Annotated in this window: 16 protein-coding genes; 10 read left to right on the top strand and 6 right to left on the bottom strand. The window is 64.6% G+C overall.

What is annotated here, in order from left to right:
* Window positions 1–57: 57 nt before the first annotated feature.
* Complete coding sequence (locus N5D30_RS21070; protein WP_279910572.1) at window positions 58–1,065, top strand: DUF481 domain-containing protein; 1,008 nt, start codon at window positions 58–60, stop codon at window positions 1,063–1,065.
* A 500-nt stretch (window positions 1,066–1,565) separates the two neighbouring features.
* On the opposite strand, the gene N5D30_RS21065 is transcribed toward N5D30_RS21070, so the two are convergent.
* From N5D30_RS21065 to N5D30_RS21045, 5 genes are all read right to left on the bottom strand, one after another.
* The gene (locus tag N5D30_RS21065; RefSeq protein WP_279910570.1) at window positions 1,566–2,366 is read right to left on the bottom strand and encodes a cyclic nucleotide-binding domain-containing protein; all 801 of its coding nucleotides are present in this window, start codon (window positions 2,364–2,366) and stop codon (window positions 1,566–1,568) included.
* A gap of 105 nt (window positions 2,367–2,471) precedes the next feature.
* Window positions 2,472–2,744, bottom strand: coding sequence for a TfoX/Sxy family protein (locus tag N5D30_RS21060; protein WP_279910569.1), 273 nt, complete (start codon window positions 2,742–2,744; stop codon window positions 2,472–2,474).
* A gap of 25 nt (window positions 2,745–2,769) precedes the next feature.
* On the bottom strand, window positions 2,770–3,531 hold the full coding sequence (locus N5D30_RS21055) for a class I SAM-dependent methyltransferase (protein WP_279910568.1): 762 nt from the start codon (window positions 3,529–3,531) through the stop codon (window positions 2,770–2,772).
* 11 nt (window positions 3,532–3,542) lie between these two features.
* Entirely contained in the window at window positions 3,543–3,887 is a 345-nt protein-coding gene (locus N5D30_RS21050; RefSeq protein ID WP_279910567.1) for a pentapeptide repeat-containing protein, read from the bottom strand.
* Window positions 3,888–3,942: 55 nt separating this feature from the next.
* Window positions 3,943–5,505 (bottom strand): bifunctional aminoglycoside phosphotransferase/ATP-binding protein, encoded by a 1,563-nt coding sequence (locus N5D30_RS21045; protein ID WP_279910565.1) that lies wholly within the window; start codon window positions 5,503–5,505, stop codon window positions 3,943–3,945.
* Window positions 5,506–5,623: 118 nt separating this feature from the next.
* On the opposite strand from N5D30_RS21045, the gene mrcB reads away from it, so the two are divergent.
* Genes mrcB through N5D30_RS21030 form a run of 3 tightly spaced genes read left to right on the top strand, consistent with a single transcriptional unit; the run spans window position 5,624 to window position 9,019 of the window.
* Complete coding sequence (mrcB, locus tag N5D30_RS21040) at window positions 5,624–7,942, top strand: penicillin-binding protein 1B (protein WP_279910563.1); 2,319 nt, start codon at window positions 5,624–5,626, stop codon at window positions 7,940–7,942.
* A gap of 22 nt (window positions 7,943–7,964) precedes the next feature.
* The gene (locus N5D30_RS21035) at window positions 7,965–8,690 is read left to right on the top strand and encodes a tetratricopeptide repeat protein (RefSeq protein WP_279910561.1); all 726 of its coding nucleotides are present in this window, start codon (window positions 7,965–7,967) and stop codon (window positions 8,688–8,690) included.
* Entirely contained in the window at window positions 8,690–9,019 is a 330-nt protein-coding gene (locus tag N5D30_RS21030) for a YqcC family protein (protein ID WP_279910559.1), read from the top strand. Before N5D30_RS21035 ends, N5D30_RS21030 begins: the two co-directional genes overlap by 1 nt.
* Window positions 9,020–9,039: 20 nt before the next feature.
* Here N5D30_RS21030 and N5D30_RS21025 read toward each other — a convergent pair whose 3' ends face one another.
* Entirely contained in the window at window positions 9,040–9,480 is a 441-nt protein-coding gene (locus N5D30_RS21025; protein ID WP_279904742.1) for a DUF4124 domain-containing protein, read from the bottom strand.
* A 409-nt stretch (window positions 9,481–9,889) separates the two neighbouring features.
* Between N5D30_RS21025 and N5D30_RS21020 the strand changes: the two genes are divergently transcribed.
* The 6 genes from N5D30_RS21020 to msrQ all read left to right on the top strand — a co-directional run.
* Entirely contained in the window at window positions 9,890–11,620 is a 1,731-nt protein-coding gene (locus N5D30_RS21020; RefSeq protein WP_220813962.1) for an acetolactate synthase 3 large subunit, read from the top strand.
* Window positions 11,621–11,622: 2 nt separating this feature from the next.
* Entirely contained in the window at window positions 11,623–12,114 is a 492-nt protein-coding gene (ilvN, locus tag N5D30_RS21015) for an acetolactate synthase small subunit (RefSeq protein ID WP_220813963.1), read from the top strand.
* Window positions 12,115–12,162: 48 nt separating this feature from the next.
* Entirely contained in the window at window positions 12,163–13,179 is a 1,017-nt protein-coding gene (ilvC, locus tag N5D30_RS21010; protein ID WP_279904743.1) for a ketol-acid reductoisomerase, read from the top strand.
* 159 nt (window positions 13,180–13,338) lie between these two features.
* The gene (gene pssA, locus N5D30_RS21005) at window positions 13,339–14,154 is read left to right on the top strand and encodes a CDP-diacylglycerol--serine O-phosphatidyltransferase (RefSeq protein ID WP_220813965.1); all 816 of its coding nucleotides are present in this window, start codon (window positions 13,339–13,341) and stop codon (window positions 14,152–14,154) included.
* 63 nt (window positions 14,155–14,217) lie between these two features.
* Window positions 14,218–15,219 (top strand): protein-methionine-sulfoxide reductase catalytic subunit MsrP, encoded by a 1,002-nt coding sequence (gene msrP, locus N5D30_RS21000; RefSeq protein ID WP_279910557.1) that lies wholly within the window; start codon window positions 14,218–14,220, stop codon window positions 15,217–15,219.
* The coding region (gene msrQ, locus N5D30_RS20995) for a protein-methionine-sulfoxide reductase heme-binding subunit MsrQ (protein WP_279910555.1) at window positions 15,219–15,850 on the top strand (632 nt) is incomplete at its 3' end. The genes msrP and msrQ, both read left to right, overlap by 1 nt.

The raw sequence follows: 15,850 nt of genomic DNA, 5'->3' as shown, positions 1-15,850 counted from the left end.
CGGGTGTGCATCCGGATAATGCGCGCCATTCCATGAGTCAGCCTGTCGTCGATACCCATGAAGCCCTCCCGTTCACTGCTCTGCCTGGCGCTCGCCGCCACTCCCATGCCGCTGCTGGCCGATACCGTCTGGCTCAAGAACGGTGACAAGCTCACCGGCACCATCCAGCTGTTCGACGGCGGCAAGCTGCTGCTGAAGACCGAGTACGCCGGCAGCATCACCCTCGACATGAAGAAGGTCGCCACCCTGGAGACCGACCGCGAGTTGCTGGTGAAGCAGGACGACTTCACCGGCGAGCACGCCAAGGCGCTGCGGCCGGCCGGGCAGGGCCAGGTCGAACTGGTCAACGGCGAGACCCCGCGCGTGGTGGAGCTGGCCTCGATCAGCCAGATGATGCCGCCCAAGCCGCTGGTGCAGGACCTGACCTGGACCGGCACCCTGGACTTCTCGGCCGACTACAAGAAGGCCGAGAACGACATCAAGGACTACGACATCGACCTCGACACAAAGGCGCGCCACGGCGCTTGGCGTCACAGCATCTCGGCCGAGTACGACCACGAGACCAAGGACGACGAGCGCAAGACCGACCGGATCGAGTTCGACTACGACCTGGATCGCTTCTTCACCCAGCACTTCTTCTGGCAGGGCCAGCTCAAGTACACCCACGACCGCATCGAGGAGCTGGAGACCCAGCGCACCATCGGTACCGGCCCCGGCTACCAGTTCTGGGACAACGAGCTGGGCGCTTTCTCCGTGGCCGGCCTGCTCAACCGTAACGACTACGTCTTCGCCGATGGCACCAGCGAGCACTTCAACTCCGGCTCGCTGGAGTGGGACTACAAGCGTTACCTGTACGGCAAGAACCTGGAGCTTTACACCCAGGGCGAGCTGGGCGCGCCCTTCGTCGATGCGATCGAGTACGTCATCGATACCGAGGCCGGCCTGCGCTACAAGCTCAACAGCTGGGCGGCGCTGAGCCTGAAGGCCGAGTGGGACAAGGTCACCAGCGAGCACGGCGACACCAACGAGCGCCGCTACATGATCGGCCTGGGCGTGGGCTGGTAACGCCTCGATAGTATCCAGCCTCGGTATGATCGCCCGGCAACCCGCGCTGGCGCGGTCGCGCAGGTGGCCAGCACCCTAGTCCCCCATTCCATGATCTCAGGGCGTCGATGGCGTCGCGATCTGCGCCGTTGAACCCCCTCGTGCAACAGAAAGAACCCTTGCCGGTGCGTAGTCTGCCGATGCTGTGCGGTGGGCTCGTGCACGTCTGGCAGGAGCCGAGTTCCAGGCGATAGGGCGGCGATCCCAAAAAATCACGGGCAAAAAAAGACCCGGCAAAGTGCCGGGTCAATAACCGTGATTAGCCTGATGAGGAGATAATCTGAAGAGTCCGACTGCGTGGTCTCTTGAGCTTATCGGCTGATCTCGCGACCAGTTGGGGTAATAATAACAATTCTCATTTTCTAGTCAACACCTGGATGAGAATTATTTTCGACTGGTTGGCAAAACCCCTGAAAAGCAAACCCCGGCCTGGGCTGGGGTCCTGTTTCACGCCGGGCCGTTCAGACCGGCTGTGGCTGGCTGCGCAACTGGGTGACCTCCTTGTTCAGCAGGTCGATGCGCCGGGCCATGCTCTCGATCAGGCTGTGGGCGATACGCGGGTTGCTCTGCATCAGGCTGAGGAACTGGTCCTTGGGGATCACCATCACTGTGCAGGGCTCGCTGGCGATCACCGTGGCGCTGCGCTTCTCGCGGGTGAACACGGCCATGGCGCCGAAGATCTCGTCCTTCTGCACGTCACCGACCTTCAGACCGTCCACGTGGGCTTCGGCGTGGCCTTCGATGATCACGAACACGTGGTCGGCGTCGTCGCCCTGCTGGATCAGCTCCTCGCCGGCGGCGAAGTGCTGGAAACCGGTGGCGGGGCGGATTTCCGGCTGCTTGAGACGGGCCAGGGCGTCGGACAGCAGGGCGGTGTGGCCGATCAGGTACTGGATGAACAGCTCCTGCCGCTGTTCGCTGGCGTAGATGTGTTTGAACACGTCGCTGCGCGCATAGGGCACCAGGGTCAGGTGCTCCTCGCTGCTGTAGCGGCAGCTGGGCAGGTCGATGCCCTGGCGCAGGCCCACCAGGTCGCCTTCCTGCAGGTAGAACAGCGGGCGGTTGTCCACCAGCGCATGCAGCAGGCCGTGCTCGATGACGTACAGCTGATTGCCGGGCAGGATCTGCGCCAGATCGTCGACCTGCTCCAAGCGTAGGGGGGCACCGCTGGGCTGCAGCCCTTCCAGCAACTGCGTGGGAATGCTCTGCAGGCGTTGGATCAACTGATCGGCGTAGGCCGGTTGCTCCCCGAGTAGGTACATGACGGTAATTCCTTGGACTGGCTGGCTGACGATAAGGCACGCAGGTACTGGCAACAATAGGTGGCGGCGCTGCCCAGGTAAATGCCGCCGCTCGGAGGTTGTGAGCTAGCTCTTGTTGCTCGTTCCGTGTTCGTCCAACTGGACGTTGAGGCTGTCCTTCAGGCCGGGGGGCAGATCGCTCCAGTGGACGTCGAGCAGCGCGCCCTCGATGGCGTAGAGCAGGACCTTGGAGGCACGGAAGCCGCGGGCGCGCACCGCCCGGTAGGCATCCACCGAGCCGAGGCGACGCAGGTCGCTGGCGTTGTGGATGCCCACGGCGTGCAGCCACTGTGCGGAGGTCTTGCCCAGGTTCTTCATGTGTTGCAGTTCGTCGTTCATGGCGCCTCCTTGCCTTGCTGCGCGGTCACGGTCGGGGCGGTGTCGGGAAGCCTGCGAGGAAGTGTAGCGGCCAGCGCACAAAACGCTTCCGCTGCCCGTCGCCCCAGGCCTGGCGCAGCCGTGGCAGGAGTTCCGGCAGCGGGTCGCGGCCGCTGGCCTGTTCGAGCTTCTGCACGGCGGACCAGGTGCCGAGGTAGCCCAGCAACTGCTCTAGGTCCCACTCCTGCTCGATGGCGAAGGCGGGCACTTCGATCCGGGCGAAGGGCGGCTGGATGTCCTGATAGCCGGCGTCGACGCTGGCGCGCCCAGATGGCCAGTAGCCGTCCAGGGTGTTGCGGTAGAAGTCGCCGATCACCGCGTCCAGGGCCTCGTCGATGCTGAGCAGGCTGTAGCACCAGGCACAGAACAGCCCACCCGGCCTGAGCAGGCGGCTCGTTTCGGCGAAGAAGGCGGGGGTGGCGAACCAGTGCAGCGCCTGGGCCACGATGATCAGGTCGAGGCTGGCGTCCGCCAGCGGCTGTTCGGTGGCATCCGAGGCGAAGCAGTCGATGCCCTGCAGGTCGGGCGCGGCCCGCAGTTGCTCCGGGCTGGCGTCGCAGGCGAGAACCTGGCGGAAATGCTTGAGCAGGGGGCGGCTGGCCTGGCCGTTGCCGCAGGCGATGTCCAGTGCCCGGTCCTGCCCCGGGCTGTTGGCGGCCAACCAGTCGAACAGCGTGTCGGGGTATTGCGGGCGAAAGCTGGCATAGGCGCCGGCGCGGTTGCCGAACAGGCGGGCGATCTCGCTCATGCAGCCTCGGATCAGGTGGGACGGTAGCGCATACGCGTGCCGAACTGCATGGACAGGAGGATTTCGTCGGCGCACAGCTCAGTCGGGAAGTAGGCGCCTGATATCTGGGCGTGAGCGATGCTGGCACCTGCCAGGTTGGCATCACGCAGGTCGACGCCGCGTAGATCGGCGCCGCGGAAATAGGCATCGGTGAAGTCGATGCTCCCGGCATCCAGGTGACGCAGGTCGAGCCCGCGCAGGTCGGCGCCGCGCAGGTCGATGCGGCCTTCCTTGGGCTTCTGCTTGTTGAACTCGCTGATCTTCTCGTCGCGCAGCAGGCGGTAGAGAGGGCTATCCAGTTGGCGGGGTTGGCTCATGGCTGCCTCCGTTCAGGGCCTGCCCGCAGTATAGACAGGCCCTGGGCGGGGCGGGTTACAGGCCGGGCAGGCGCTGGCGGATGCTGCCGATCAGGCCGTCCAGGCTGGCGGCCTGGTGGGTGTCGATGCGCCGGCTGTGGGCCTGCTCGTCGGCATCCAGCTCGTCGCGGCCGGCCTGCTGGGCCTGGATCACTTCCAGGGTGGCGTCGGACGGGTCGCTGCCTTCGGCCTGGCGCTGCTGCAGCCAGGCGGCGATCACTTCCTCGGGGGCCTGACAGTCGAGAATCAGGAACGGCGCGCCGTTCTGCTCGGCGACCTGCCACGCCGCGCTGCGCTGGTCGCGCTTGAGGTAGGCGGCGTCCAGCACCACCGGGAAGCCGGCGTGCAGGGCGCTTTCCGCCAATTGGTGCAGACGTTCGTAAGTGGCGGCGCTGGCCTCGGCGCTGTAGATGCCGCCATCGAGCGTGCCCTTGGCGTCGTCCGGCTGTTCGCCGAACAGGCGCTTGCGCTCCACGTCCGAGCGCAGGCGGATGGCGCCGAGAGATTCCACCAGGCGCAGGGCGACCTGGCTCTTGCCGACGGCGGAGACGCCGCTGGTGATGGCCAGGAAGGGCGTCGGGATGGCGCTGTAGCTTTCCGCCAGGTTGGCGTAGTTGCGGTACTGGCGAAGGGTAGCGGCCTTCTGCACGGCATCGTTCTGGTGGGCCAGGCTGAACAGGGCGATCTTGGCCCGCACCAGGGCGCGGTAGGCCTTGTAGAAGTTGAACAGCTCCAGCGACGCATAGTCGCCGCAGTGTTCGAGCCAGGCGCTGAGGAAGCGCCGGGCCAGCGACTTGAGGCCGCGGTCCTCGAGGTCCATGGCGAGGAAGGCGGAGTCCGAGGCGATGTCGATCAGGCGGAAGGGTTCGTTGAACTCGATGCAGTCGAACAGCACCACCTGGCCGTCCAGCAGGGTGGCGTTACCCAGGTGGATGTCGCCATGGCATTCGCGGATCGAACCGCTGGCGGCGCGCTGGGCCAGCAGGGGTTCCAGGCGGCTGATGTTGGCCTCGGTCCAGGCCTCCAGGGCTTCCAGCTGCTGCAGGTCGGCGGCGTCCGACAGCAGCGGGCGGATCTGCTCGAAGTTCTGCCGCATCGGCGCGACGATGACCTGCGGCGAGCACAGCGGGTGTTCCACGGGCACGGCGGGCGTACGGCCGTGGAAGTCGGCGATCTGCCGGGCCAGCGCGTCGATGTGCGCCGGGGTCAGCTCGCCACGCGCCTGGACGGTGCTGAGCAGCTGGCTCTGCGGGAACTGGCGCATCTTCAGCACGTATTCGATGGCCGGGCCTTCGCCGGCGAGCTGCGGCGCGTTCTCGCTGCCGGTGACGGGCAGCACTTCCAGGTACAGGCCATCGGTCAGGCGTGCGTTGAGCCGCAGCTCCTCGGCGCAGAAGTGCCGACGTTGTTCCAGGTCGGTGAAGTCGAGGAAGCCGAAATTCACCGGTTTCTTGATCTTGTAAGCGAAGGGGCCGGTGAGCAGCACCCAGGAGATGTGCGTCTCGATGACCTGGAAACCTTCCACCGGATGAGGGTAGAGGTCCGGGTTCTGCAGGGCGGCGATCAGGGCTTGGCTCACGGTCTTTCCTTGCGTTCTGGTCTTGAAGAAGAGGCGGCATTATGGCGGCTGTGGCGTGCTCTGCAAACCGCCGGCGTGCGCCTGTTGGGCCTTGGCAAAGTGCGTATAATGCCGCGCCATGACTCGTTCCCGTACTCCCCGCAAAGGCGCTAGGCGCCGCGCCGGCAGCCGATCCTGGCTGGGCTGGCTGCTCAAGCTGTCGCTGGTCGGCCTGGTGATCCTGGCCGGTTTCGCCGTGTATCTCGACGCCGTGGTGCAGGAGAAATTCTCCGGCAAGCGCTGGACGGTGCCGGCCAAGGTCTATGCCCGGCCGCTGGAGCTGTTCGTCGGCCAGAAGCTGAGCCGGGACGACTTTCTCACCGAGCTGGATGCCCTCGGCTATCGCCGCGAAGGCGCCGCCAACGGCCCGGGCGCGGCGGCGGTGAACGGCAATCTGGTCGACCTGCACACTCGTGGCTTCCAGTTCTACGAAGGCAACGAGCCTGCCCAGCGGGTGCGGGTCAAGTTCTCCGGCGACTACGTGGCCGGCCTGACCCAGGGCAACGGCGCCGCGCTGGCGGTGGCCCGCATGGAGCCGCTGCTGATCGGCGGGCTGTACCCGGCGCACCATGAGGACCGCATCCTGATCAAGCTGGATCAGGTGCCGCCGTATCTGGTCGAGACCCTGGTGGCGGTGGAGGACCGCGAATTCTTCAACCACTTCGGCGTTTCGCCCAAGGGCATCGCCCGCGCCGTGTGGATCAACGCCACCGCGGGCCAGCTGCGCCAGGGCGGCAGTACCCTGACCCAGCAGCTGGTGAAGAACTTCTATCTCACCAGCGAGCGCAGCCTGACCCGCAAGCTCACCGAAGCCATGATGGCGGTGCTGCTGGAACTGCATTACGACAAGAACGAGATCCTCGAGGCCTACCTCAACGAGGTGTTCCTCGGCCAGGATGGCCAGCGCGCCGTGCACGGCTTCGGCCTGGCCAGCCAGTACTTCTTCAGCCAGCCGCTGGGCGAGCTGAAGCTGGAGCAGGTGGCGCTGCTGGTCGGCATGGTCAAGGGGCCGACCTACTACAACCCGCGGCGCAACCCCGAGCGGGCGCTGGAGCGACGCAACCTGGTGCTGGACCTGCTGGTCGAGCAGGGCGTGGTCACCGCCGAAGTCGCCGAGGCGGCGAAGAGCAAGCCGCTGGGCGTTACCAAGCGCGGCAGCCTGGCCGACAGTTCCTTCCCCGCCTTCCTCGACCTGGTCAAGCGCCAGTTGCGCGAGGACTACCGCGAGGAAGACCTGACCGAGGAAGGCCTGCGCATCTTCACCAGCTTCGATCCGATCCTTCAGCTCAAGGCCGAGTCCGCTCTGAGCGAGACCTTCAAGCGCCTCTCCGGCCGGCAGGGGGTGGACGAGGTGGAGGCGGCGATGGTGGTGACCAATCCGGAGACGGGCGAGGTCCAGGCGCTGATCGGCAGTCGCCAGCCGCGCTTCGCTGGTTTCAATCGCTCGCTGGATGCCAATCGTCCGATCGGCTCTCTGATCAAGCCCGCTATCTATCTCACCGCTCTGGAGCGGCCGAGCCAGTACACGCTGACCAGCTGGCTGGAGGACACGCCGTTCTCGGTGAAGGGGCAGGACGGCCAGATCTGGCGTCCGCAGAACTATGATCGCAAGGCCCACGGCACCATCTACCTCTATCAGGGGCTGGCCAACTCCTACAACCTGTCGACCGCCAAGCTCGGTCTGGAACTGGGCGTGCCCAATGTGCTCAAAACCCTCGAACGCCTGGGGGTGGATCGCAAATGGCCGGCCTACCCCTCGATGCTGCTGGGCGCCGGGGCGTTGAGCCCGATAGAAGTGGCGACCATGTACCAGACCCTGGCCAACGGCGGCTTCAACACGCCGCTGCGCGGCATCCGCAGCGTACTGGCCGCCGGCGGCGAGCCGCTCAAGCGCTATCCCTTCAAGATCCAGCAGCGCTTCGATCCGGGGGCCATCTACCTGGTGCAGAACGCCATGCAGCGGGTGATGCGCGAAGGCACCGGGCGCTCGGTTTACAGTCAGTTGCCGACGTCCCTGACGCTGGCGGGCAAGACCGGCACCAGCAACGATTCACGGGACAGCTGGTTCGCCGGCTTCAGCCAGGACCTGCTGGCTGTGGTCTGGATGGGCCGTGACGATAACGGCAAGACGCCGCTGACCGGCGCCACCGGTGCGTTGCAGGTTTGGGCGGGATTCATGAAGAAGGCCGATCCGCTGCCGCTGGACATGCCCATGCCGGACAACGTCGCGCCGGCCTGGGTGGATGCGGGGAGCGGCCAGGGTTCCGCGGCGGGTTGCCCCAACGCCGTGGAAATACCCTACATCCGCGGCAGCGAGCCGGCGCCCGGGCAGGCCTGCGGAGTGCTGGAAGCGCCGGCGGAAAACGTGATGGACTGGGTGCGCGGCTGGCTCAACTGATTCGCTTCGAGTGAGGATATGCATGGCTAAGTGGTGGGTTTCCGTGATGCTGGTGTCGGCGGTTCTGTCCGGCTGTACCAGCGTGCCCAGGGGTTCCATTCCGGTGCAGGATTCGTCCGGCCGCCTGATGGAAGACGAGCAGGGCGCTTTCGCCGGTCGTGGCGGGGTGGCCACGCCGTCCCAGCCGCAGGCGCAGAGTCAGAGTCTTCCCGAAGATTCCGGCGTGGTGGTGATGGTGCCGGGTGGTGTGTCTTCCGCGCCGCTGGAGTCCTATCCGGATGGCAGCAGCTCCACCCCCTCCACCTACAACCCCGCGCCGTTTAGCACGGGGCCGATCTCCAGCCAGGGCTCGTATTCGCAGCCGAGTGCACCGAGCATGCCCAGTGGCATTCCTTCAGGTGGCAGCCTGGCCGGTGACGAGCAACTGGACGGTCCGGTGCTGGCGCTGCTGACCAGTGCCCAGCAACAGCAAGGCAGTGGCGATTTGGATGGCGCCTCTTCCAGCCTGGAGCGGGCCCAGCGCATCGCGCCGCGGGAGCCGCAGGTGCTCTATCGGCTGGCCGAGGTACGTCTGGCGCAAGGCGACGCCGCTCAGGCGGAGCAACTGGCTCGCCGTGGACTGACCTATGCCAGCGGCCGTCCGGCCTTGCAGGCCAGCCTCTGGGGGCTCATCGCACAGGCGCGGGAGCGCCAGGGCGACCCGTCCGGCGCCGCTCAGGCCCGCGAGAAGGCCCGGGTCAACATCTAATGGATGCCCGTTTCTCCGCGCTGGCGGATCAACTGCTGCATGTGGAGCGGGAGTTGCGCATGCTCGGCCTGTGGGCGGCCGAGTCGCCTTCGGCGGAGGCGCTCGCCAGCCAGCAGCCGTTCTGCGTCGATACGCTGGATTTCGAGGCCTGGCTGCAGTGGATCTTCCTGCCCCGGATGAAACAGCTGCTGGAGGCGGGTGGGCCATTGCCGACGGCGTCGGGCATCCGGCCCATGGCGGAAGAGCGTTTTCGTGGTCGAGAGACTGAGATGAGGGCGCTGCTGGCGGCGCTTGAGGATTTTGACCGGTTGATCGTCGAGGCAGGCTGAGCGCCTGCCTCTTCATCCCGCTATTTCTTGCAGGTGGTCTCGATAGCCTTTTCGCTTTCCGCGATGCGGCTCTGACGCTCTTCTTCGGTCAGGCGACGCGTCTGGCCATTCTCTTCCGTGAGCACGCGAGGGTTGTTCTTCAACTGGGCGAGGTTGTTGCGTACGGTCTCGCAGTACTTTTTGCGCTCGGCTTCCTGCTTGGCGACGTCCTTCTTCACCTTCTCGTCGATGGCTTTCTGCTCGGCGTCTTCCGCTCCTTCTTCCACTGCGGTCGGGGCCGGTGCCGGAGGCGTCTTGGGGTGTGAAATGTTCGGATTCACCTGTGTGCTGTTCTGCCCCTCCGGTGGCTGCGAACCGAAGTGGACATTCCCCTGGTCATCTACCCATTTGTAAATCTGGCCGGCGGTGGCACCGGTGCTCAGGGCGAGCAGCACACTGCACGCGAGAATCATGCGACGCATGTCGTTTCCTTTTTATCGGCAGCAAAACCTGCCCGTTACTATAACCAAAACCGGCGAATCTTCATCCTGCACCGCGTCACAAGCCGGCGGCGCAAGATTCTGCAATGAACGGCTTGACTTGGCGTTCGGTAATCCGAACAATCGGCAGCTCCTACTGCTGTGAGGTCCGCCGCAAGCGTCCCTCAGCTCAGTGGAAAAAGGCGCTACCCGTGCCGACCCCCGTTACACCCGCAACGCGTTACCTCGCGCTGGGAAGGAAAGGCTCCGCAAGATTGGGCTCTTCCGCTACTCGTCAGGCAGACCCCTGCATCATCAGCGACCACAGTCGCGCTTGTCCGCTGACCGGTAAGACCTACTCAAAGGACCACTCGTTGTCGGGTGGTGATCTGGCGTTCTAGAGGTGAACAACGTGGAGCTTTTATCCGGCGCTGAAATGGTCGTCCGCTCGCTGCGTGACGAAGGCGTTAAGTATATCTACGGGTACCCGGGCGGTGCCCTCCTGCATATCTACGATGCCCTGTTCAAGGAACCGGAAGTTACCCACATCCTGGTTCGTCACGAGCAGGCCGCCACTCACATGGCCGACGGCTACGCCCGCGCCACCGGCAAGGCCGGTGTCGTGCTGGTGACTTCCGGCCCGGGGGCGACCAATGCCATCACCGGCATTGCCACCGCCTACATGGACTCGATCCCGATGGTGATCATCTCCGGCCAGGTGCCCAGCACCGTGGTCGGTACCGACGCCTTCCAGGAAACCGACATGGTCGGCATCTCGCGTCCGATCGTGAAACACAGCTTCATCATCAAGCATCCTTCGGAAATCCCCGAAGTGATCAAGAAGGCTTTCTACCTGGCGGAATCCGGCCGTCCCGGCCCCGTGGTCGTGGATATTCCCAAGGACATGGGCGATCCGTCCCAGAAGTACGAGTACAGCTACCCGAAGAAGGTCAAGCTGCGCTCCTACAGCCCTGCCGCCCGTGGTCATTCCGGGCAGATCCGCAAGGCCGTCGAGACCCTGCTGGCAGCCAAGCGTCCGATCGTCTACTCCGGTGGCGGCGTGGTCATGGGCGGTGCTTCCGAGCCGCTGACCGAGCTGGCCCGGATGCTCAACGTTCCGGTGACCAACACCCTGATGGGTCTGGGCGCTTACCCGGGCACCGACCGCCAGTTCGTCGGCATGCTCGGCATGCACGGCAGCTACACCGCCAACCTGGCGATGCACCACGCCGATGTCATCCTGGCCGTCGGCGCGCGCTTCGACGACCGCGTCATCAATGGCGAGACTGCGGCGAAGTTCTGCCCGAACGCCAAGATCATCCATATCGACATCGACCCGGCCTCGATCTCCAAGACCGTCAAGGCCGACATCCCGATCGTCGGCCCGGTCGACAGCGTGCTGACCGAGATGGTCGCTATCCTCCGCGAAATCGGCGAGACCCCGAACAAGGAAACCGTCGCCAACTGGTGGAAGCAGATCGATGAGTGGCGCGGCGGCGGCCGCCTGTTCCCCTACAACGAGGGTGACGGCAGCATCATCAAGCCGCAGACCGTGATCGAGACCCTCAGCGAAGTGACCAAGGGCGACGCCTACATCACCTCCGACGTGGGCCAGCACCAGATGTTCGCGGCCCAGTACTACCGCTTCAACAAGCCCAATCGCTGGATCAACTCCGGTGGCCTGGGCACCATGGGCTTCGGCTTCCCGGCGGCCATGGGCGTCAAGCTGAACTTCCCGGAGGCCGACGTGGCCTGCGTGACCGGCGAGGGCAGCATCCAGATGAACATCCAGGAGCTGTCGACCTGCCTGCAGTACGACCTGCCGGTGAAGATCGTCAACCTGAACAACGGTGCGCTGGGCATGGTTCGCCAGTGGCAGGACATGCAGTACAGCAGCCGTTACTCTCATTCGTACATGGAATCGCTGCCTGACTTCGTCAAGCTGGCCGAGGCCTATGGGCACGTGGGCATCCGCATCACCGACCTGAAGGACCTCAAGCCGAAGATGGAAGAGGCCTTCGCCATGAAGAACCGCCTGGTATTCCTCGACATCGCCGTGGATACCAGCGAACACGTATACCCGATGCAGATTCGCGGCGGTGCCATGCGTGACATGTGGCTGAGCAAGACGGAGCGGACCTGAACATGCGCCATATCATCTCCCTGCTGCTGGAAAACGAGCCCGGCGCCCTGTCCCGCGTGGTCGGCCTGTTCTCCCAGCGCAACTACAACATCGAAAGCCTGACCGTGGCGGCGACCGAGGACCCGACCCTGTCGCGTCTGACCCTCACCACCGTCGGACATGACGACGTGATCGAGCAGATCACCAAGAACCTCAACAAGCTGATCGAAGTGGTCAAGCTGGTGAACCTGTCGGAAAGCGCCCACATCGAGCGCGAGCTGATGCTGGTGAAGGTCAAGGCCACCGGCGCCCAGCGCGCCGAGGTCAAGCGCACCACCGACATCTTCCGCGGGCAGATCGTCGACGTGACCAGCAGCGTCTACACCATCCAGCTCGCCGGCACCAGCGACAAGCTGGACAGCTTCATCCAGGCCATCGGCACCGCGTCGATCCTGGAGACCGTACGCAGCGGCGTCACCGGCATCGCCCGTGGCGACAAAGTGCTCAGCATCTAACTCTTTAGCGAAACGGCCCATAAGGCCAGACAAACCAGGGGAATTCCCATGAAAGTGTTCTACGACAAAGACTGTGACCTCTCGATCATCCAGGGCAAGAAAGTCGCCATCATCGGCTACGGCTCCCAGGGCCATGCCCAGGCGTGCAACCTGAAGGATTCCGGTGTGGACGTCACCGTCGGTCTGCGCAAGGGCTCGGCCACTGTCGCCAAGGCCGAGGCCCACGGCCTGAAAGTGGCCGACGTGGCCACTGCCGTCGCCGGTGCCGACCTGGTCATGGTGCTGACCCCCGACGAGTTCCAGGGCAAGCTGTACAAGGAAGAGCTGGAGCCGAACCTGAAGAAGGGCGCCACCCTGGCCTTCTCCCATGGTTTCGCCATCCACTACAACCAGGTCGTGCCGCGTGCCGACCTCGACGTGATCATGATCGCGCCGAAGGCCCCGGGCCACACCGTGCGCTCCGAGTTCGTCCGTGGCGGCGGTATTCCTGACCTGATCGCCATCTACCAGGACGCTTCCGGCAACGCCAAGAACGTCGCCTTGTCCTACGCCTGCGGTGTCGGCGGCGGCCGTACCGGCATCATCGAAACCACCTTCAAGGACGAGACCGAGACCGACCTGTTCGGTGAGCAGGCCGTTCTGTGCGGCGGTTGCGTCGAGCTGGTGAAAGCCGGTTTCGAAACCCTGGTCGAAGCCGGCTACGCCCCGGAAATGGCCTACTTCGAGTGCCTGCACGAACTGAAGCTGATCGTCGACCTGATGTTCGAAGGCGGCATCGCCAACATGAACTACTCGATCTCCAACAACGCCGAGTACGGCGAGTACGTGACCGGCCCGGAAGTGATCAACGCCGAGTCCCGCGCCGCCATGCGCAACGCCCTGAAGCGCATCCAGGACGGCGAATACGCCAAGATGTTCATCACCGAAGGCGCTGCCAACTACCCGTCCATGACTGCCTACCGCCGCAACAATGCCGCGCACGGCATCGAAGTGGTCGGTGAGAAGCTGCGCGCCATGATGCCGTGGATCGCTGCCAACAAGATCGTCGACAAGGCCAAGAACTAAGCTTCGTCGATGCTCGAAAGAAACGCGGCTCCGGCCGCGTTTTTTTATGCGCGTCCCGGGCTTCTGGTATAAAGCCCTCTCGTCTAGCCCGTGCTGCCGGCGAAACCCGCGCTGGCGCCAGGGGTCGAATTTCCAACCAATCGCTGCAAGGTGTTGTTCATGAACGAACGTCCCGAGGATTCCGGCAAGAGCCCCGAGCCCGAGAGCCTGTTGCCTATCGATGAGCATGTGGAGGAAGGCCGGGATGCCGAAGGCAGAAAGGTTCGCCACCGCGGCATCTACTTGCTGCCCAACCTGTTCACCACGGCGGCGTTGTTCTCCGGCTTCTACGCCATCATCAACGGCATGAGCGGCCAGTTCGACCATGCCGCTATTGCCATCTTCGTCGCCATGGTGCTGGACGGCCTCGACGGGCGCGTCGCTCGCCTGACCAATACCCAGAGCGCCTTCGGTGCTGAGTACGACTCCCTGTCCGACATGGTCGCCTTCGGCGTCGCGCCGGCTCTGGTCGCCTTCGAGTGGGCGCTGGGCAGCCTCGGCAAGGTCGGCTGGATGGTCGCCTTCATCTATGTGGCCGGCGCCGCGTTGCGTCTGGCGCGCTTCAACACCATGGTCGGCAAGGCCGACAAACGCTACTTCATCGGCCTGGCCAGCCCGGCCGCGGCGGCGGTGGTGGCCGGCACCGTCTGGGCCTTCAGCGACTTCGGCATCAAGGGCTCGAACATGGCCTTCGTGGTCGCGTTGCTGGTGGCCGCCGCCGGTACTCTGATGGTCAGCAACATCAAGTACCACAGCTTCAAGGACCTGGACCTCAAGGGGCGCGTGCCCTTCGTGGCCATCCTCATCGTGGTGCTGGTGTTCGCCGTGGTGTTCAGCGACCCGCCGCGCATCCTGCTGCTGATCTTCCTGGCCTACGCCGCCTCCGGTCCTGTGCAATATTTGTTGCAACTGCGCCGGCGTAAAGCGGCCGAGTGATGTAACGTCCTCGCGGCTCCGCAGTCTACTGGCGCATTCGATGTCCAGGCTGCGGAGCCCGCCATGCTGATCAAGACTCCTCCTGCATCCGCCTCGCGCGAATGCGACGTCACTCCCGAATCCGTCTATCTCTCTCGCCGCCGCTTCCTGGGCGCCGCGGGTGGTGCTCTGGCGCTCGCCGGATTGCCGGTGCGCGCCGAGAGCGAACGCTATGCCGGCGTCGAGCCAGGTCCCCAGCCTGCATGGTTCGCTGAAAAGCTGCCGGATGTGCGTTGGCAGGCGGTCACCGCGGGGAGCGAGGCGCTGACGCCCTACGAGGACGTCACTCACTACAACAACTTCTACGAGTTCGGCACCGGCAAGGGTGACCCAGCGCGCCATGCCGGTCGGATGGAAGTAGAGCCCTGGACTGTGCTGATCGACGGAGAGGTGGCCAAGCCAGGGCCGGTGTCGCTCGAACAACTGGTGCAACCCCATCGGCTCGAGGAGCGCATCTACCGGCTGCGTTGTGTGGAGGCCTGGTCGATGGTCATTCCCTGGCTGGGCTTTCCCCTGGCGGACCTGCTCAAGCGCGCCGAGCCGACGGGCAATGCCAGGTACGTGCGCTTCGAGACCAAGGTCGCGCCGGAGCAGATGCCGGGGGGGCGCTCGGGATTCTCGCTGATCGACTGGCCTTATATAGAAGGCTTGCGGATGGATGAGGCCATGCATCCGCTGACCCTCATGACGGTGGGGCTGTACGGTCGGGTACTGCCGAACCAGAATGGCGCGCCGCTGCGGCTGGTGGTGCCGTGGAAGTACGGCTTCAAGAGCATCAAGTCCATCGTGCGCATCAGCCTCGTCGCCGAGCAGCCCGGAACTACCTGGGAAAGGCTGGCGCCGGACGAGTATGGCTTCTATGCCAACGTCAATCCGCAGGTGGATCACCCGCGCTGGAGCCAGGCCACCGAGCGTCGGTTGCCGAACAGCCTGTTCAGCCCGAACGTGGTCGATACGCGCCTGTTCAACGGTTACGACGAAGTCGCCGGTCTCTACAGCGATCTCGATCTGCGGAAGCACTACTGATGCGCCATCCTTTATGGCGTGGCGCAGTGTTTCTGGTGGCGCTGGGATTCCTGTCCTGGTGGATCTACCAAGGAGCGACGGGGCTGAGTGGACCGGACCCGGGCAAGGTGTTGGTAGATAATCTGGGGCAGGGGGCTTTGATCCTGTTGCTCTGCACTCTGGCGATGACACCGCTGCGCCGCCTCACAGGCTGGAACGGCTGGATGGCGGTGCGCCGTCAGCTGGGGCTCTGGTGCTTCGCTTATGGCGTACTTCATCTATGCGGCTATCTATTGTTCATCCTCGGGCTGCGCTTTGACCGCCTGTTGGCCGATCTGCAGGAGCGGCCCTACATCATCGTCGGGGTCCTGGCCCTATTGTGTCTGCTGCCGCTGGCGCTGACCTCCAACCGCTATAGCCAGCGTCGCCTCGGCCGACGCTGGCGCCAGTTGCACCGATTGAGCTATGTGGTATTGGGGTTGGCGCTGTTGCACATGTTGTGGATCGTGCGCTCGGACATCGGCGAGTGGGCGCTCTATGCTGCGCTGGGAGCGCTGCTGATGCTGTTGCGCATCCCCTCGCTCGCGGGGGCTTTATCCGGTGTGCAGACGAAGATGACAAAAATCTTGCACAAGGGTGTTGACGGCCCAGA

Source organism: Pseudomonas sp. GD03875 (assembly GCF_029840585.1).
GTDB classification, from domain to species: Bacteria; Pseudomonadota; Gammaproteobacteria; order Pseudomonadales; family Pseudomonadaceae; genus Aquipseudomonas; species Aquipseudomonas paralcaligenes.
Note: the sequence above shows the minus strand (reverse complement) of the source record. Positions and strands in the feature narration are given on the sequence as shown.